Annotated in this window: 13 protein-coding genes; 2 read left to right on the forward strand and 11 right to left on the reverse strand. The window is 73.4% G+C overall.

The genetic code is table 11. The features are described from left to right. Window positions 1–341: 341 nt before the first annotated feature. Window positions 342–1,349, reverse strand: a complete 1,008-nt coding sequence (locus ACGF5U_RS31340; RefSeq protein WP_392718558.1) for a stage II sporulation protein M — start codon at window positions 1,347–1,349, stop codon at window positions 342–344. Between the two features lie 119 nt (window positions 1,350–1,468). On the opposite strand from ACGF5U_RS31340, the gene ACGF5U_RS31345 reads away from it, so the two are divergent. Continuing rightward, window positions 1,469–2,458, forward strand: coding sequence for an RDD family protein (locus tag ACGF5U_RS31345; RefSeq protein ID WP_392718620.1), 990 nt, complete (start codon window positions 1,469–1,471; stop codon window positions 2,456–2,458). Window positions 2,459–2,539: 81 nt separating this feature from the next. Here the strand turns inward: ACGF5U_RS31345 and ACGF5U_RS31350 are convergent, their stop codons facing one another. The 8 genes from ACGF5U_RS31350 to ACGF5U_RS31385 all read right to left on the reverse strand — a co-directional run bounded on the left by ACGF5U_RS31350 (window position 2,540) and on the right by ACGF5U_RS31385 (window position 11,269). Continuing rightward, entirely contained in the window at window positions 2,540–3,154 is a 615-nt protein-coding gene (locus tag ACGF5U_RS31350) for a hypothetical protein (protein WP_392718560.1), read from the reverse strand. Window positions 3,155–3,353: 199 nt separating this feature from the next. Further along, on the reverse strand, window positions 3,354–4,811 hold the full coding sequence (gene ahcY / locus ACGF5U_RS31355; protein ID WP_392718562.1) for an adenosylhomocysteinase: 1,458 nt from the start codon (window positions 4,809–4,811) through the stop codon (window positions 3,354–3,356). Window positions 4,812–5,149: 338 nt separating this feature from the next. Further along, on the reverse strand, window positions 5,150–6,121 hold the full coding sequence (locus ACGF5U_RS31360; protein WP_392718564.1) for a cation diffusion facilitator family transporter: 972 nt from the start codon (window positions 6,119–6,121) through the stop codon (window positions 5,150–5,152). 81 nt (window positions 6,122–6,202) lie between these two features. Beyond that, window positions 6,203–7,369: a mannose-6-phosphate isomerase, class I gene (manA, locus tag ACGF5U_RS31365; protein ID WP_392718567.1), complete on the reverse strand. Its 1,167-nt coding sequence runs from the start codon at window positions 7,367–7,369 to the stop codon at window positions 6,203–6,205. A 214-nt stretch (window positions 7,370–7,583) separates the two neighbouring features. After that, window positions 7,584–8,717 (reverse strand): SIS domain-containing protein, encoded by a 1,134-nt coding sequence (locus ACGF5U_RS31370; RefSeq protein ID WP_392718569.1) that lies wholly within the window; start codon window positions 8,715–8,717, stop codon window positions 7,584–7,586. Window positions 8,718–8,847: 130 nt separating this feature from the next. Continuing rightward, window positions 8,848–9,030: a Trm112 family protein gene (locus tag ACGF5U_RS31375; RefSeq protein WP_392718571.1), complete on the reverse strand. Its 183-nt coding sequence runs from the start codon at window positions 9,028–9,030 to the stop codon at window positions 8,848–8,850. 211 nt (window positions 9,031–9,241) lie between these two features. Beyond that, window positions 9,242–10,606: a phosphomannomutase/phosphoglucomutase gene (locus ACGF5U_RS31380; protein ID WP_392718573.1), complete on the reverse strand. Its 1,365-nt coding sequence runs from the start codon at window positions 10,604–10,606 to the stop codon at window positions 9,242–9,244. Window positions 10,607–10,840: 234 nt separating this feature from the next. Beyond that, a complete protein-coding gene (locus ACGF5U_RS31385) occupies window positions 10,841–11,269 on the reverse strand; it encodes a DUF3499 domain-containing protein (protein ID WP_392718575.1) in 429 nt (142 codons plus the stop codon). Window positions 11,270–11,544: 275 nt separating this feature from the next. Here ACGF5U_RS31385 and ACGF5U_RS31390 point away from each other — a divergent pair, with 275 nt between their 5' ends. Beyond that, on the forward strand, window positions 11,545–11,994 hold the full coding sequence (locus tag ACGF5U_RS31390) for a metallopeptidase family protein (protein WP_392718622.1): 450 nt from the start codon (window positions 11,545–11,547) through the stop codon (window positions 11,992–11,994). A gap of 156 nt (window positions 11,995–12,150) precedes the next feature. Here ACGF5U_RS31390 and ACGF5U_RS31395 read toward each other — a convergent pair whose 3' ends face one another. Further along, a complete protein-coding gene (locus tag ACGF5U_RS31395; RefSeq protein ID WP_392718577.1) occupies window positions 12,151–13,737 on the reverse strand; it encodes a DUF5719 family protein in 1,587 nt (528 codons plus the stop codon). Then, a complete protein-coding gene (locus ACGF5U_RS31400; protein ID WP_392718579.1) occupies window positions 13,734–17,654 on the reverse strand; it encodes a glycosyltransferase in 3,921 nt (1,306 codons plus the stop codon). The genes ACGF5U_RS31395 and ACGF5U_RS31400 overlap by 4 nt, the downstream gene beginning before the upstream one ends. Between the last annotated feature and the right edge of the window lie 19 nt (window positions 17,655–17,673).

The raw sequence follows: 17,673 nt of genomic DNA on the forward strand, positions 1-17,673 counted from the left end.
CGGGCGCTTCCCTTCGGTGTTTCCAACCTTACCAGATCCTTTTCCCGTTCCGTTTCCGGTCGGATTCTGTTTCCGGTGGCCGTTGGAGGGCCTTTTGCCTTTCGACTTTTCCGACTTTATCAGAATCATTTCCGCCGAGCTAATCGGCTTCGTGATCCGGAAAGGGAATCGGAGGTGGCTCCCCGGAAGTGACTTCCGGTCGGAGCGAGAGAGACGTTAGCGCCTGCGCTGCGACTGTGTCCAGTCCAGGCAACCGTTTGAATCTACCTCCCCACAGCCACCGTGTCAACGGTTTTTGCGGGCGGAGAGGACAGTAGCAGGTCGGAGGGGTCGTCCGCACATCAGGCCGCCGTGGGGAGCTCGGCGCTGCGGTCGGTCGCGTCCACGTCCCCGGCGTCACCCGCCCTGGCCGCGCGGCCGCCGAGTACGTACACGTACAGGAGGAACGCGGCCTCGGCGGCGACTCCGATGGCGATGCGGGCCCAGGTGGGCAGGCCCGAGGGGGTGACGAAGCCTTCGATCACGCCCGACACGAAGAGCACCAGGGCGAGGCCGATGGCCATGCCGATGGCCGCGCGGCCCCGCTGGGCGAGGGCGGCGCGGCGGGACCGCGGGCCCGGGTCGATCAGCGTCCAGCCGAGGCGGAGGCCCGTACCGGCGGCGACGAACACGGCCGTGAGTTCCAGCAGGCCGTGCGGAAGCACCAGGCCGAGGAAGACGTCGAGGCGGCCGGCCGAGGCCATGAGGCCGATCCCGACGCCCAGGTTCAGCATGTTGGCGAACAGGATCCAGAGCACCGGCACGCAGAGGAAGGCACCGAGTACCAGGCACATGGCGGCCGCTCTGGCGTTGTTCGTCCAGACCTGGGCCGCGAAGGAGGCGGCCGGGTGACTGGAGTAGTACGTCTCGTACTCCCCTCCGGGGCGGGTCAGGCTGCGGAGCTCCTCGGGCGCGGCGATCGCGGCCTGGACCTCGGGGTGCGTACCGATCCACCAGCCGATGATCGCGGCGAGCAGGGTGGAGAGCACCGCCGTGGGGATCCACCAGTGCCGCGAGCGGTAGACCGCCGCGGGGAAACCGGCGGTGAGGAAGCGGGCGGCGTCGCGCCACGACGCTCGACGGGTGCCCGTGACGGTGGCACGCGCGCGTGCCACGAGCTGGGTCAGTCGGGCGGTGAGCGCGGGGTCGGGCGCGCTGGACTGGATCAGGGACAGGTGGGTCGCGGTGCGCTGGTAGAGGGCGACGAGTTCGTCGGCCTCGGCGCCGGTCAGGCTTCTGCCACGGCGCAGGAGGTCGTCCAGACGGTCCCACTCGGCGCGGTGGGCGGTGACGTAGACGTCGAGGTCCATGATCGGCTGCTGCTCCAGGCACTGGGTGCGTACGGTTCGTACTACTGCGGCGCGCTGTCGGTCAGCTTGGCAGACTGGCGTTCGGAGGGGTCGGGCAAGGTGGAGGAAGGGTGGGCGCCGTGAGTGGGGTTGTGACGGGGGATGCCGTCGTACTCGGGCTGCGGCCTGCCAGGCTGCCCAGTCGTGCCCTGGCGGTGATCATCGATCTCGCGGTCGTGTGGGCGGCGTACATTCCCATCTCGCTCGGGCTGGCGCTCGCGACGGCGTCGCTCGACGAGGCTGCGGCCATGGCCGTGTCGATCGCTTCCTTCGTGCTGTTGCTGGTCGGTGGGCCGATCGCCGTCGAGACGCTGAGTCACGGGCGTTCGCTCGGCAAACTCGCGTGCGGCCTGCGGGTCGTACGGGACGACGGCGGCCCGATCCGGTTCCGGCATGCACTGGTGCGCGGCTCGATCGGGGTCGTGGAGATCCTGATGTCCTTCGGTGTCATCGCGGTTATCGCTTCGCTGATATCCGGCCAGGGGCGGCGGATCGGCGACGTGTTCGCGGGCACGCTGGTGATACGGGAGAGGGTGGCCGCGGCGCGGACGACTGTCGTACCGCCTCCGCCGCCCTGGCTGGTGGGGCGCTTCGCCCAGGTCGATCTGTCCGGGGTGCCGGACGAGCTGTGGCTGGCGATACGGCAGTACCTGACGCGGATGCGTCAGCTGGACCCGGAGGTGGGTCGGGCGCTCGCGGAGCGGCTCGCCGATGACATGGTCGCCCGGACCGGGACGCCGGCACCGCCGGGGGTTCCCGCCGCGGCCTACCTGGCTGGAATCGTTCACGAGCGACAGGCGCGGGATGCCCGGCGGGCTTTCGCCAAGACTGCGGCTCCGGCTCCGGCTGCTGATTCGGCTTCGGCTTCGGCTTCGGCTTCGGGGGTGGGCGTCGGCGTGGGTGTGGCCCCGGGTGCGGGTGCGGCCTCGGCTGCCGACGTGGGTGTGGGTCCCGGGACGGCCCCGGCCGAAGTGCCGGGGACGGATGTGGATGGGGCCGCCGGTACGGGTGCGGCACCTGATGGGCGGGCGAAGGCGTCGCCCACGACCGGGTTCGCGCCTCCCGGATAGCCGGGGTCGGCTCCCGACAGCCGGGCTCGGCTGCTGGACAGCCGTGGCCGGCGGCTGCGGCTGCCGGCGGAGCGAGCGTCGTCAGGGGAAGACCGACGGCGGGGTGTCGAGGTCTTCGAGTTCGATGCCGGGGGCCGCGAGGACGACGTCGCCGGCGATGTGGATGGTGTGCTGCTCCCCCGTGTCCAGGGCGCTGACCTGGTATTCGTCCACGGTCAGGGGGCCGTTGTCAGTGGTGTGCGCTTCACTTTTCCTCAGGGCCCAGGACTGGTCGACGGTGAGGGGGGCGAGGACCGGATCCGTGAAGGCGACGAGCCGGACGCGGGTCGCGGGGGAACCGGGGGTGAGGCGCAGCAGACGAGATGTCGCGATGAGGAACGCCGGGGACGTGCCGGTGAAGGCGTGGGCGCGCACATTGCCTTCCGTGGCGTGGGTTCCGGTGGGGTCGGTACGGACCCAGGTGACGCCTTCGAGGGCGGCACCGCGTACCTGCCAGCTCGCGGAGTGCAGTTCGAGGCGGATGGGGCGGCCGAGGTCGTCGAGGGTGAGATCGACAGAGCCGGCGTGGTCGCCGGAGGGGGTGACGATCTGGGAGACGTAGCGCCAGCCGGAGGGGCCGGGGGCGCAGTGGAAGTGCTCTTCACCGAGGGGGGTGTGATCGTGCGGATCATGGAGCGAATAGCGGCCGCGGGGCATGGGTCCTCGGGTCTGGGTCTTCGGGGGCGGCGGCGGTAGGAACGGGCAGGCCCCCGGCACGGGGGTGCGGGGGCCTGCCTGTTTCGCCGAGTACCGGTCGACGGGTGCGTCAGTGCACGGGCGCCGTCGTCACGGGCGCCCGGGGCCGTCGGCGGCTGCCGTCAGCGGCGGCGGCGGGACGGCCACCGGGCGGTGACCGTCAGTACCGGTAGTGGTCCGGCTTGTACGGGCCCTCGACCTCGACGCCGATGTAGGCGGCCTGCTCGGGGCGGAGCGTCGTGAGCTTCACGCCGAGCGCGTCGAGGTGGAGGCGGGCGACCTTCTCGTCGAGGTGCTTGGGCAGCACGTAGACGTCGGTCGGGTACTCCTCGGGCTTCGTGAACAGCTCGATCTGGGCCAGCGTCTGGTCCGCGAAGCTGTTGGACATCACGAAGGACGGGTGGCCCGTGGCGTTGCCCAGGTTCAGCAGGCGGCCCTCGGACAGCACGATGATCGTCTTGCCGTCGGGGAACGTCCAGGTGTGGACCTGCGGCTTGACCTCGTCCTTGACGATGCCCGGGATCTGCGCGAGGCCGGCCATGTCGATCTCGTTGTCGAAGTGGCCGATGTTGCCGACGATCGCCTGGTGCTTCATCTTGGCCATGTCCGCGGCCATGATGATGTCCTTGTTGCCCGTCGTGGTGATGAAGATGTCGGCCTGGCCGACGACCTCGTCGAGGGTCGTGACCTGGTAGCCGTCCATCGCCGCCTGGAGGGCGCAGATCGGGTCGATCTCGGTGACGATCACGCGGGCGCCCTGGCCGCGCAGGGACTCGGCGCAGCCCTTGCCGACATCGCCGTAGCCGCAGACGACCGCGACCTTGCCGCCGATGAGGACGTCGGTGGCGCGGTTGATGCCGTCGACCAGCGAGTGCCGGCAGCCGTACTTGTTGTCGAACTTCGACTTGGTGACCGCGTCGTTGACGTTGATCGCCGGGAAGAGCAGCGTGCCGTCACGGTGCATCTCGTACAGGCGGTGGACGCCGGTCGTGGTCTCCTCGGTGACACCGCGGATCTCGGAGGCGAGGAGCGTCCACTTCTGCGGGTTCTCGGTGAGGGTGCGGTTGAGGAGGCGCAGGATGTGGCCGTACTCCTCGCTGTCCGCGGTGGACGGGTCCGGGGCCTCGCCCGCCTTCTCGAACTCGACGCCCTTGTGGACGAGGAGGGTGGCGTCACCACCGTCGTCCAGGATCATGTTCGGGCCGCCGGTCGGGGAGTCCGGCCAGGTCAGGGCCTGCTCGGTGCACCACCAGTACTCCTCCAGCGTCTCGCCCTTCCAGGCGAAGACCGGAACGCCCTGGGGGTTGTCCGGGGTGCCGTTCGGGCCGACGGCGATCGCGGCGGCGGCGTGGTCCTGGGTGGAGAAGATGTTGCAGGACGCCCAGCGGACCTCGGCGCCGAGGGCGGCCAGGGTCTCGATGAGGACGGCGGTCTGCACGGTCATGTGCAGGGAGCCGGTGATGCGGGCGCCGGCCAGGGGCTGTGCCTCGGCGTACTCCCTGCGGATCGCCATGAGGCCCGGCATCTCGTGCTCGGCCAGGGTGATCTCCTTGCGGCCGAACTCGGCCAGGGAGAGATCGGCGACCTTGAAGTCCTGTCGGTCGGCGGCACTCGTCATATCGAGCTGCTCCTCGTAATCGGTCGAGGGTGGGTACGGCTGGCTCTGCGGTGGCGGACACAAGGATGCCCGAGCACGCGCAGCGCAGTCGTCGGAGGCCCTCTCTCCCTCGGCCGGTCCACCGTGGGACCGCCCGACCGCCATCAGCAGCGACGTCTGACTCTCCTGACGAATCTACACCGAGCGTCCGGGCCGCCCACAGTCCGCGGGGTCGGATCCGGCCGGGTTCGGGGCGGTGGGGCGGGGGCCGTACGGGGGGCATGAGGAAGGCCCCCGAGTGGTTTCGGGGGCCTTCGGGTTCTCCTGTGCGGGGCGCCGGTCATGGACGCCCCCGGGGGTCAGAGCGGTGTGGTGTCCGGGGCTGCGGGGGCTGCCGGGGTGTCGCCGGCCGCCGGGGCGGTGGAGCGGTAGACGTCCGGCTCCAGGTAGATCACGCGGGCGATGGGGACGGCGGCGCGGATGCGGTCCTCGGCGGTGTTGATCGCGGTGGCGACCTCGGCGGCCGTGTCGTCGTGCTCGACGGCGATCTTGGCGGCGACGAGCAGCTCGTCCGGGCCCAGGTGGAGCGTACGCATGTGGATGATGCGGGTGACGGAGACGCCGTCGACCAGGGCCGCCTCGATCTTCTTCACCTCGTCGACGCCGGCGGCCTCGCCGAGCAGCAGCGACTTGGTCTCGGCGGCGAGGACGATCGCGATCAGGATCAGCAGGACACCGATGCAGAGGGTGCCGATGCCGTCCCAGACGCCGTCGCCCGTGACGATGGCGAGGCTGACGCCGAGCAGGGCGAGGATCAGGCCGACGAGGGCGCCGAGGTCCTCCAGGAGGACGACCGGCAGCTCGGGCGCCTTGGCGTGGCGGACAAAGTCCTTCCACGAACGGTCGCCGCGCAGCTCGTTGGACTCCTTGATGGCGGTGCGGAACGAGAACGTCTCAGCGATGATCGCGAAGACGAGGACGCCGACCGGCCAGTACCAGGCCTCGATCTCGTGCGGGTGCTTGATCTTCTCGTAGCCCTCGTAGATGGCGAACATGCCACCGACCGAGAACAGGACGATGGAGACGAGGAAGGCGTAGATGTAGCGCTCACGGCCGTAGCCGAAGGGGTGCTGCGGGGTGGCCTCGCGCTGTGCCTTCTTGCCGCCGAGCAGCAGGAGGCCCTGGTTGCCGGAGTCGGCGAGCGAGTGGACGCTCTCGGCGAGCATGGACGACGAGCCACTGAAAAGGAACGCCACGAACTTGCTGACCGCGATCGCGAGGTTGGCGACGAGCGCCGCCACGATCGCCTTGGTTCCGCCTGACGCGCTCATGGGTGCGGGGTCCTTCCCTGGTGGTGTCGGTGTTGCCGCGTACGGCGGCACATTGTTGCAGCACCGGGGAGGCGGGGTGTCTCACGGCCGCACCGAGGCCCGGAAGAGCGTGCCCGTGCCGGACAGTTCGGTCGTCTCGCCCGCCGGTACGAACACCGACTGGCCGGGGCCGAGGGTGAGGTCGCCGGCCCGGGGGGTGCCGGCGGTGGCGAGCAGGATCTGCGGCGTGGGCGCGGTGACGTCGACCGGGGCCGCGCCTTCGGCCCGTACGAACCGGGAGAGGCGGAACTCGTCGGTCGGGGTCTCGTAGACCTCCTCGCCCGAGGGGGACGCCTCGGGGCGGAGCACGCCCGGGTCGGTGGCCTCGAAGCGGACGACGCGGAGGAGTTCGGGGACGTCGATGTGCTTGGGGGTGAGGCCGCAGCGCAGGACGTTGTCGGAGTTGGCCATGATCTCGACGCCGAGGCCGCCGAGGTAGGCGTGCGGGACACCGGCGCCGAGGTAGAGGGCCTCGCCGGGCTGGAGCCGTACGGGGTTGAGGAGCATGGCGGCGATGACGCCGGGGTCGCCGGGGAAGTGGTGGGCGAGGAGGGCGTACGGGGTGAAGACGCCGCCGAGGCGTTCGCAGGCGGTGGCCGCGTCGGTGACGGTGGCGGCGATCTCGTCCGGGTCGGCGGCGAGCACGGCCGTCAGGACCTCGCGCAGAGCGCCCTCCTCGGGGTGGGCGTGGAGGAGGTCGACGTACGGCTTGAGGGAGTCGACGTCGAGGGCGGCGATGATGTCGGCCGTCTCGACGGGCGGGCGGAAGCCGCACAGGCCGTCGAAGGGGGTGAGCGCGCAGATGAGTTCGGGCTTGTGGTTGGCGTCCTTGTAGTTGCGGTGCGGCGCGTCGATCGGGACGCCCGCGCGCTCCTCGGCGGCGTAGCCCTCGCGGGCCTGCGCGAGGTCGGGGTGGACCTGCAGCGACAGGGGGGCGCCGGCGGCGAGCAGCTTCAGCAGGAAGGGCAGGCGGGGGCCGAACCTCTCGACGGCGGCGGGGCCGAGTTCCCGCTCGGGCGCGGCCGCGATGACGTCGGACAGGGCCTGTTCGGCGCCGTCGTCCCTGGTCACCCGGGAAGGTGCGCCGGGGTGGGCTCCCATCCACATCTCGGCCTGGGGCTCGCCGGTGGGGGCGACGCCGAGGAGTTCCGGGATGGCCGTCGTGGAACCCCAGGCGTAGGGCCGGACGGTGTTGGAGAGGCGGTCCATGTGCTTCCTCGCGGGTTGCGGCCGATGCGGTGCGCGCGGTGTGGGCGGGGTTGCGGGTCGGGGCGGTGGGGCGGGATCGGTGGGGCGGGACCGGTGGGGCGGGACCGGTGGGGCGGGGTGGGCCCCGGCTGCCGGTGGGGCGCCCGTTGGATGTGGGTGGGGTGGGGTGCTGGGACGGGGTGCTGGGATGGGTGGTCGGACGGGATCGGCGTGGTCAGGCGTGGTTGCCCGACGCCAGGGCCAGATACACGGTCGCGAAGTCGGTGACGGCGAGGAGCTCGGCAAGCGTTTCCAGTTCGCTGCCCTCCTCCGGCTCCAGTTCGCTGATCGCGGTGTCATGGCTCAGGGCGAGTTCGCGGGCGGCGGGCGCGGCGGTCAGGCCGCCGGCCGGGCGGTCCCGGAGGAGCACCACCCGGGTGTGCAGGGCCCGCGCCTCCTCCACCCGGTCGCGGAAGAAGTCGTCGGGGTCGGCGCCTGCCGCGAAGACGCCCGCGAGCAGCACCCCGTGCGCGGGGAGCGCCTCGGGCAGTTCCGCGGCGACGGCGGGCAGCCCGGCCAGCTCGGCGAGTACGGCGGCGAAACGGCGCCCCACCGGGCCCGCGCCGACGCCCTCCGTCCAGATGAGCGGCAGCGTGTCGGCCAGTTCGGCGGCCAGTGTCTTGGCGGGGTTGCTGTACGTGGCGATGGCGGGGCCGCAGCGTTCGGCCATGCCGTCGAGCCGGTCGGCGACCTTCTCCAGGGTGTCGGCGGGGGCGGCGACGAGGCCGAGGCGGTCGAGGAGGACCAGCAGCGGGGTGAACAGCGCCCAGAGCGCGCCGGAGCTGGCGGCGGGCGTCTCGTCGTACAGCTCCGTGGGCGGGGTCGCCATGGGGACGGCGAGCCCGTGCCGTTCCCCGACCGCCTCGGCGAGCGGGGTTCCCACGGGGGCGACGGCGACGACGGTGACGCCCCTGCGGTACGCCTGCTCGGCGAGGAGGGCCAGGCCGGGTTCGCCCCCGTCCGTCGTGACGACGAGGAGCAGGTCCACGGGGCCCGCCCAGCCCGGCAGCGTCCAGCGCAGCGCGCCGGCGGCGAACGCGACGCCCGTCGGGTGCAGGCGCGTGACCGGTGCGGAAGCGCCCGCGAGGGCGCCGATCAGGTCGGCGACGCCGGTGGCGGCGGTGCCGGGGCCCGCGACCAGGACGGCGCGGGGGCGGCCCTCGGGTTTCAGCTCGGTGACGCCGGCTTCGGCGGCGTGCCGTGCGGCGGTGCGGACTCGGGCGCCCGTTTCGGCGGCTCCGCGCAGCAGACCGCGGCGGTCGGCTCGGGCCAGGTCATCGGGGGCGTCGAGCAGCGACTCGTCGAGCATGGGGTGGGGCCTCCGATCGCCGGTGCGGGGTGTGGCCTGTGGTGCCGGTGCGGTGCCGGTGTGCCGTGTGCCGGGGGGTGCCGTGTGCCGGTGCGCCGGTGGCCGGGGTGCTCGGCGGGCGCGGCGCGCGTCAGGCGGGGCGGCGCGCCTCGTCCACGAGCAGGACCGGGATGCCGTCCCGTACGGGGTAGGCGAGGCCGCAGGCGTCGCCCGTGCAGACCAGCTCGGGCGTCTCGTCCGCCGTGCGGTCGGTCAGCGGGGCGTGGCAGGCCGGGCAGGCGAGGATCTCGAGGAGGCCGGCTTCGAGCGGCATGGGGTGGGTCCCTTCGAACGCGGTGTGACGTGACCGGCGCGGTGCGCTGTGGCCACGTCAGCCTACCGCCGGGCACGGTGCGGCGCGGCTTGGCCGTGCGCCGGGGTGTCCGGGCGCACGGCTCGTCGCGGGGCGGGTGGTACCCGGCACGTACGGCCGGGCGCCGGGCAGGCGGCACCCGGCGCGCACGGCTCGTCGCGGGGCGGGTGGATCAGGAGCCGCGGACCAGGGCGAGGACCTCGTCGCGGATCTTCGCCATGGTCACCTCGTCCCGTGCCTCGACGTTCAGGCGGAGCAGCGGCTCGGTGTTGGAGGCGCGGAGGTTGAACCACCAGTCGTTCGAGGTCACGGTCAGCCCGTCGAGCTCGTCGGTCGTCACACCGTCCCGGGACGCGAAGGCGGCGCGTACGGCGGCCGTGCTCGCCGCCTGGTCGGCGACGGTGGAGTTGATCTCGCCGGAGCCGGTGTACCGGTCGTACGAGGAGACCAGCGCCGACAGCGTCCCGTCCTGGCCGCCCAGCGCCGCCAGCACGTGCAGCGCGGCCAGCATCCCCGTGTCGGCGTTCCAGAAGTCCTTGAAGTAGTAGTGCGCCGAGTGCTCACCACCGAAGATCGCGCCCGTACGCGCCATCTCCTCCTTGATGAACGAGTGACCCACGCGCGTGCGCACCGGCGTACCGCCGCTCTCCCGCACCACCTCCGGTACCGACCAGGACGTGATCAGGTTGTGGATCACCGTGCCACCCGGATGCCGGACCAGCTCACGCGCCGCCACCAGCGCCGTGATCGCCGACGGCGACACCGGCTCGCCCCGCTCGTCCACGACGAAGCAGCGGTCGGCGTCGCCGTCGAAGGCGAGACCGAGGTCCGCGCGCTCCTCGCGCACCCGCTGCTGGAGGTCCACGATGTTGGCCGGGTCCAGCGGGTTCGCCTCGTGGTTCGGGAACGTGCCGTCGAGCTCGAAGTACATCGGGACGAGCGTCAGCGGCAGCCCGTCGAAGACGGTGGGGACCGTGTGGCCGCCCATGCCGTTCCCCGCGTCCACGACGACCTTCAGCGGGCGGATGGCGGTGAGGTCCACGAGGGACTTCAGGTGCGCGGCGTAGTCGGTGAGCGTGTCCTGCTCGGTGACGGTGCCGGTGGTGCCGGCCGGGGCCGGGGCGCCGGTGTCGGACCAGTTCTCCACCAGTGCGCGGATGTCGCCGAGGCCGGTGTCCTGACCGATGGGGGCCGCGCCCGCCCGGCACATCTTGATCCCGTTGTACCGGGCCGGGTTATGCGACGCCGTGAACATGGCGCCGGGCAGCCCGAGCCGGCCCGACGCGAAGTAGAGCTGGTCCGTGGAGCACAGACCGATGAGCGTGACGTCGGCTCCCTGGGCGGCCGCGCCCCGCGCGAACGCGGCGGAGAGACCGGGCGACGACGGGCGCATGTCGTGGCCCACCACGATCGCGTCGGCCCCGGTGACCCGTACGAAGGCGGCGCCGAACAGCTCGGCCAGCGGCTCGTCCCACTGGTCCGGCACCACTCCGCGTACGTCGTACGCCTTGACGATCTGCGACAGATCAGCAGCCACTGCCCAACCTCCTGCAAGCCCTGTGTGGAGTACACAAACTACCGGCCGGGGCGGAGGTGGGGGTCGGGACCAGGACGCCCGGCGGCCGCGCGGGGCGGCGGCCGGGACACCGGACTCACGGGGCGTCCGGGACACCGGACTCACGGGCGTCCGGAGCAGGGGTCGGGGGCGTGCCGGGCGGAAGGGTTCGCGAGGCGTCCGGCAGCGGGGCCGGGCTGGTCCGCGGGGGGGGGGTCAGGAATCGGGGGAACGCAGGACCCGCAGGTGGCCGCGCCGGCCGACCTCCACCGGGTCGCCGCCGCGTCCGCCGCCCTTGCCGCCGGCCTGCGCCGCGCGTTCCTGGGGGCGTGCCGCCTCGCGGACGGCGTTGGCGAGCGCTTCGAGGTCGTCGCCGCTGGGGCGGGAGGGCGCGGAGCCGTCGGAGAGCCGGACGACCTCCCAGCCGCGCGGCGCGGTGAGGCGCTCGCTGTGCTCGGCGCACAGGTCGTAGCAGTGGGGCTCGGCGTAGGTCGCGAGCGGGCCGAGGACCGCGGTCGAGTCGGCATAGACGTACGTCAGTGTCGCGACGGCAGGGCGGCCGCACGCGGTGCGCGAACAGCGACGTACAGGGCTCACGACGTTGGACGGTACCGCACTCTTGAGCGGGCCGCGACGACTCTCCACCAGGTCACTCGCCCGTGTCGCGGTGTGACGTCCCGCACAGCGGCCTCCGTGGGGGCCGGTCTGACCTGCGTGGGAGAAAGGATTCGGGGGGCGGGGCGATCGAGCCGCCGAACAGCGCGCGGTACGAATCCGGTCATTCGTCATGAGTGGCCCGATCGGGCAGGCGTACCGAATCGAGCCCAAGCTTGGCCGAAATGCTCAATTAGCGACACGCCGTGGGGGCGGCGCACTGGCGGGATCGCCGTGCGCCGGGGCGAGCTACCCTGCGTCAAGTGATGGACAGTCCCGTGCCTCCCCCGGCCGCCGGGGGGACCCCCAGTCCGACCGAGCCCCGGCCGCGCCGTCGCGACCGCCACGGCCGCGGTATGCGCGGGCCCGTGGCCCCGCCTCAAGTGCCGCTGTCAGCGAGCCGGGGGGACACCTTCCGCGATCTCGTGCGGGACTCGGTCGAACGGCTGGAGCGGCGCTGGCCGCAACTGGCCGACGTGGACTTCCACGTGCTGGAGGTGCCGTCGGCGCCGGACGAGTCCGTACCGCTCGGCACCTCGCTCCCGGCCGGCCGCGACCGCCCCGCCCGCGTCGTCGTCTACCGGCGGCCGGTGGAGCTGCGCGCCAAGAACCGCGACGAGCGGGCGCTGCTCGTGCACGAGGTCGTCGTGGAGCAGGTGGCGGAGCTGCTGGGCCTGGCCCCGGAGTCCGTGGACCCCCGGTACGGGCAGGACTGACGCCCGGCGCACACCGCGAAGTCGGCCCGTACCGCCGCCCCGCCCGTACCGCCGCCGTCGCCCGTACCGCCCGCCGCAGTCGGCCGTACCGCCGCCGCTCCGCCCGTACCGCCGCCGTCGGCCAGGGGGGTGTCCGGCGGGTCCTGCCGGACACCCCTAGTCGCCCAGGACGGACAGGTCCTGCTCGGCGGTCGGCACCTCGACCGTTCCCCGGTCGTCCGACAGCGTCTGGACGGTGAACATCGGGATGCCGTTCTGCGGCCGCGCCAGGGTGCGGGCCGCGTGCACGGGCCCGCCCGAGAGCGTCTCGACCGTCAGCGCGTAGGAGCCCTTCAGCCCGGCCGGCACCGGCGGCGTCGCGATCGCCAGCGTCGTACCCGCCTTGACGGTGTACGTCTTGGTGACCGGCGTACCGCCCTCGGTGCCCGCCGACGCGGTCACCCGCACCTCCGCCGCCTCACCCGGGGCTGTCAGCGACAGGGTGGCGTCCTTGGCCCGGTTGTCGGCGACGGTCGCGCGCGCACCGACCGGCGCGGTCGCCGGGATGAACGCGACCTCCTGCTTGTCGCCCTTGCCGCGTACGACGCGCAGCGCGGCGACCACCGGCGTGGCCCGCCCTCCCTGCGCCGGGGACAGCAGCAGCGAGCCGGCCTCGCCCATGGTGACGTTCTTGAGGTCGGCGGTGGCGGTCATCCTCGACTTCACCCGCAGCGACTGCTGCACGGCCGGGGTGATCGTGCCGCCGGCGCCGACGACCTGGATCTTCAGCTCGGCGTCGTCCTCGCCGGGCGCGTACGCCACGAGCCGCACCGACGTGGCGTCCGCCGGGATGCCGGGCAGCACCAGCGTGCCGGCCGGGTCGGTCGACGCGGGCAGCCAGTCGCTGCCCGCCTTGTCCTCGGCCGACCGCACGACGGCGCCGACGCGCCCGCTGCGGGTCGTCACATGGACGGTGACGTCGGCCGCGGCCGGGTCGGACGTGAGCGTGGACAGCAGCACCGGCACGGTGGACCTGGCCGGTACCGGGATGCCCTCGGTCAGCTGCGACTTGAGTGCGCCCTCGGGGCCGTACAGCTCGATGTCCGCGACGGCGGCGGTGTCGTCCGGGTTGGTGAGGTGGACGTAGTCGCGGCGCTGCTCCGCGGTGGAGGCGCCGGGGAACCAGAAGTCCGTGTCGGGGGCCGTGCAGCCGACGCCGAGCAGACCGCGCGCGCCGCCCGCCGGGACCACGGTGGTCTGCTGGGTGGTCCAGCCGGGGGCGAGCCTGCCGGAGGCCAGTCCGATCAGGGCGGGGGCGTCGGCGCCGTCCGCCTCGGCCGAGACCGGTTTGCCGGGCTGGGCGAGCGCGACGACGGGCTTGTCGGCGGCGGCGGGCTTCTTCGTACCGGCCTTGTCGTCCGCCTTCTTCTCTTCCTTCTTCTTGGTGTCCGCCGTGATCGAGTCGGGCGTGGTGGCGGACGCCTTCAGCTCGGCCCGGCCGGCCTCACCGCCCCCGGCCGCACCGCCCCCGGTCCCGCCGGGGGACTTCGCGGCCGGCGTGAAGGAGGTGTACACCGTCTCGGCGACCTCCGAGGTGCTCGGCGCCGGGCACAGCAGGCTGGTGCGCTCCACCGGCAGCCGGGAGGTGCCGATCGCCGGGGTCGGCACCGTCGCGGCGTCGTCCGGGGCGGTCAGCGCGGCGAAGCCGGTGACGGCGGCGAGCGCGGTGGCGGCGGCGAGAAGGGAGAGGGTGCTGCGGTTCACTGGTTGCTGCTCCCGTCGGGACGCTGCTCGTTCTCACGGCCGTCGGTGTACGGCTGCGGGGCGGCCTGGCCGGTGTACGGGTCGTACTGACCCTGCGGATACGGGTACTGACCGTCGTACGCCTGCCCGTCGTGCGTCTGACCGTCGTACGCCTGCCCTTCGAAGGGCTGGCCGTACTGCTGCTGGTCGTACTGCTGGTCGTACTGCTGCTGCCCGTACTGCTGGGGGTCGTACGGCTGCTGGGGGTCGTACTGGCCCTGCTGCTGCCCGTCGTACTGGCCCTGCTGCTGCCCGTAGGGGTCGTACTGCTGGTACTCGTCGTACTGCTGGGACTGCTGCGACTGCTGGTACTGGTCGTACTGCTGCTGCTCGCCCGGGTACGCCTGACCGGTGTCGTACGGCTGCTCGCCGTACTGCCGCTGCTCGCCGTACTGCGGCTGCTCGCCGTACGTGGCCGGGGCCGCGTAGCCCTGGTCGCCGTACGTCTGCTGCCCCGGCATCTCGGCGTACGGGTCGACGTACGGGTCGGCGTCCTGCGACGCCGCCGGTACGGCGACCGGGACCGGCTCCGCGTCCGGACCCGCCGCCTCCGCCTCAGCGGCTGCCGCCGCCTCGGCCTCCGCCGCGGCCCGCAGCCGGCGGGCACGGCGGCCGTCGCCCGACACGTCCTGCGCGGGGACCACGAGCTCCTCGTCGGGCAGGTCGTCGTCCACGTCCCGGCGCCGCCCCGGCAGCGCGAGCACCAGCAGGACGACACCGAGCAGGCACTGGCCCCAGATCCACAGCGTGTGGGTGAGGGGCGCCTCGTACGTCAGGTCGAGGCGGCCGCCTCCGGCGGGCAGCTCGAAGCCCTGCGCCCAGTCGTCGACGGTCGTCTTCTTCAGCGGCTTGCCGTCGAGCGTGGCCTGCCAGCCGTCGTCCGCCCTGTCCGCGACGCGCAGGATCCGGCCGGCACCGCCCGACGGAACGTCGGTGTGCGCCTCGACGGGTCCGGCGGCGACCGGCAGCGGCTCGGCGGTGGCGGAACCGTCCTGGCCCGGGGCCGCGGGGACGATCACCACCCGCGCCACCTGCCGGTCGACGCGCCACAGGGCGCTGCCGTCCAGCTGGCTGAGGCGGCTGAGCCCCGGTGTGGCGTCCAGGACGCGGCTCATCTCGCGGGGCGCGCCGTCCCGCACCAGGACGTACCGGATGGCGAAGCCGCTGAGCTGGTCCGTCTGGTCGGCGCCGGAGCCCGCGACCAGGTGCGCGACGACCTTGTCGAGGCGGGCGTCCCCGCCGCCGGCCTCGGTCAGCTCGGCGTCGCCGAGGCGGGCGCCGGAGCCGCGGACCAGCGTGTAGGAGACCTTGTCGCGGGACGTGCCGCCGAGGATGAGGGTGCGGGGCTGGTCGCGGGTGGTGCTCTCCTCGGCGACGAACGCCGGCACCTGGGCGGGGTCGCGCCGCTCCACGGGCCCGTCCGCGCCGCCGAGCATCCAGCCGCCGGCCGACACGAGGGGGCCGACGGCGGCGGCGAGGGCGATGAGCGCGGCGACGGGCTGGCGCCAGCCGAAGCTCTGCGCGGCGACCCGGGTGCGGCCGCCCTCGGCGCCGAGCATGCCGGCGGCGATGAGGGCGATGCCGTAGACGAGCGTGGCGGGGCCGGCCCACCCGGTGGCGGACGCGCCGGAGCCGTTGCTGAGCACGGCGAAGAGGAGGGCGGTCAGAGCCACGGCCCATGCGGTGCGGATCGCGAAGGCCCGCTGGCCGCGCAGGAGCGCGGCGAGGGCCGCCAGGACGAGTCCCACGAGGACCAGGCCGCCGACGGTCCGGGGGCCGCCGGGGCTGATGCCGAGCAGGTCGAGCGCGGACGCCGTGCCGGTACGGATGTCCATGCCGGCTTCCCTGAGGAGGGTGGCCGGCTCGGTGAGCAGCGACAGCGACCAGGGGGCGAGGATCAGCAGGGGGGTTCCCGCGACGGCGAGGAGGCGCAGCCCGTAGGCGGTGATGTCGTCGCGGCGCAGTGCCAGGGCGGCCACGCCGAGGACGACGGCGAGCGGCCACACGATGGGCGTGAACGCCATCACGAAGGTCAGGAGGAAGGTGTACGCCCAGGTGGCGCGCCAGCTGCCGCGCGCGGCGCCCGGCCCGCCGCCGCGCAGCCCGTACGCGGCGACGGCCGCGCGGGCGATGAGCGGGAGCAGGATGGCGAGGACGGCGGTGCCGAGCCGGCCGGTGGCCAGGGCGCCGGTGGTGGCGGGCAGGAACGCGTAGGCGATGGCGCCCCAGGCGCGCAGGAGCCGGGACTCGACGAGGGAGCGGGACGCGAAGTACGCGGTGAAGCCGGCCAGGGGCACGGAGCAGACCAGCAGCAGGGTGAGCGCGAAGCCGGTGGAGCCGAGGAACAGCGCGGCGAGCGCGGCGAGCGCGGCCAGGTAGGGCGGCGCGCTCTGGGTGCCCCCCGTGCCGACGGGGTGCCAGGCGTCCGCGTACCGCCCCCACAGGTCGCCGACGCCGTCGGGGACGGGCAGGAGCGCGCCGCCGGCGAGCGAGCCGCCGCCGAAGAGTTCCCGGCAGGCGACCAGGGAGACGAGCAGGAGCAGGGCGAAGAGGACGGGGCCCGGCTTGCGGGCGATCTTCTTCAGCCGGGCGAACTGCTCGACCTCCAGGAACTCGGCGTCGTCGCCGCCCGGGCCGGATTCGACGGCGCCGTGCCGGGAGCCGCCCGCGTCGGCGTCGGAACCGCCGAAGTTGGACGCGACCTGTTCGACGGTGGCGCGGACGGTGGCGCCGGGCGGCGGGAACAGCGGCCGCAGCTCGGCGGGTTCGACGGCTCTCCGGGCGCGCGCTCGCCGCGCCGCGATGATCCTCTCGGGTCGCAGGAGCGTGCCGAACAGGCCCATGACCTCGTCGACGGCCTGGATGGGCGCCTTGCCGACGAGGTAGGCGAGGGTCCGCAGGAGCGTGCCGACGACGAGCCGGGCGAAGACGTACGGGAGGGCCGCGCCGCGCGCGTTGGCGAGCAGCGTGTAGACGGCGCCCGCCTTGTCGACGCGGTGCGGGTTGGCGACGGAGCGGCCCGCGCAGTCGACGGTGCGGCGCTCACGGGACGCGGCCTCGGCGTGGCGCAGGACGGCGTCGGGGGCGACGAGGACGCGGTGGCCGGCGGCGTGGGCGCGCCAGCACAGGTCGACGTCGTCGCGCATGAGGGGCAGGCGCCGGTCGAAGCCGCCGAGCTCCTCGAAGACGTCGCGGCGGATGAGCATGCCGGCGGTGGAGACGGACAGGACGGAGCGGACCTGGTCGTGCTGGCCCTGATCCTGTTCGCGCCGGTCGAGGCCGGTCCAGCGGCGGCCGCTGTTGGCGATGGAGACACCGACTTCAAGGAGCTGCTTGCGGTCGTACCAGCCGAGCAGCTTGGGTCCGACGACGGCGGCGTACTCGTCGGCGTCGGCGACGCGCAGCAGTTCGGCGAGGGCGTCGGGTTCGGGGGCGCAGTCGTCGTGGAGCAGCCAGAGCCACTGGACGGGTTCGCCGTGCGGCAGCTCGGGCATGTCGTAGGCGTCGTCGCGCCAGGTGCGGCTGACCGGGTCCCAGCCGCTGGGGCGCTTCAGGTACGGCAGGTCGTCCGGGCCGAGCAGGGGGGCGGTGCGCGCGGCCTCGTCGACGGCGGTGCCGAAGCCGGTACGGCGGGCGAGGTGCAGCACCCGGTCGTCGCCGAGCGCCTCGGTGACCAGCCGCGCGGAGTCGTCGGCGCTGCCGGTGTCGGCGGCGACGGCGTTCTGTACGGGGCGTTCCTGGCCGAGCAGTCCGGCGAGGGCGTCCGGCAGCCAGCGCGCCCCGTCGTGGGAGACGAGTACGGCGGTGACGACATGCCGCGGGAACTCGGGCTGCCGGCTTGAGGAGGCCGCGGAGAACACGGCGGTGGTGGCGGACATCGAGGTACGGGCCCTCCGG

The organism is Streptomyces sp. NPDC047886 (assembly GCF_043204435.1).
Lineage (GTDB): Bacteria > Actinomycetota > Actinomycetes > Streptomycetales > Streptomycetaceae > Streptomyces.

Bases quoted from the DNA above. Each gene is read 5' to 3' on its own strand.
- ACGF5U_RS31350 (WP_392718560.1), bottom strand. From the start codon at position 3,154: ATGCCCCGCGGCCGCTATTCGCTCCATGATCCGCACGATCACACCCCC.
- ACGF5U_RS31360 (WP_392718564.1), bottom strand. From the start codon at position 6,121: ATGAGCGCGTCAGGCGGAACCAAGGCGATCGTGGCGGCGCTCGTCGCC.
- ahcY (WP_392718562.1), bottom strand. From the start codon at position 4,811: ATGACGAGTGCCGCCGACCGACAGGACTTCAAGGTCGCCGATCTCTCC.
- ACGF5U_RS31400 (WP_392718579.1), bottom strand. From the start codon at position 17,654: ATGTCCGCCACCACCGCCGTGTTCTCCGCGGCCTCCTCAAGCCGGCAG.
- ACGF5U_RS31375 (WP_392718571.1), bottom strand. From the start codon at position 9,030: ATGCCGCTCGAAGCCGGCCTCCTCGAGATCCTCGCCTGCCCGGCCTGC.
- manA (WP_392718567.1), bottom strand. From the start codon at position 7,369: ATGGACCGCCTCTCCAACACCGTCCGGCCCTACGCCTGGGGTTCCACG.
- ACGF5U_RS31370 (WP_392718569.1), bottom strand. From the start codon at position 8,717: ATGCTCGACGAGTCGCTGCTCGACGCCCCCGATGACCTGGCCCGAGCC.
- ACGF5U_RS31340 (WP_392718558.1), bottom strand. From the start codon at position 1,349: ATGGACCTCGACGTCTACGTCACCGCCCACCGCGCCGAGTGGGACCGT.
- ACGF5U_RS31390 (WP_392718622.1), top strand. From the start codon at position 11,545: ATGGACAGTCCCGTGCCTCCCCCGGCCGCCGGGGGGACCCCCAGTCCG.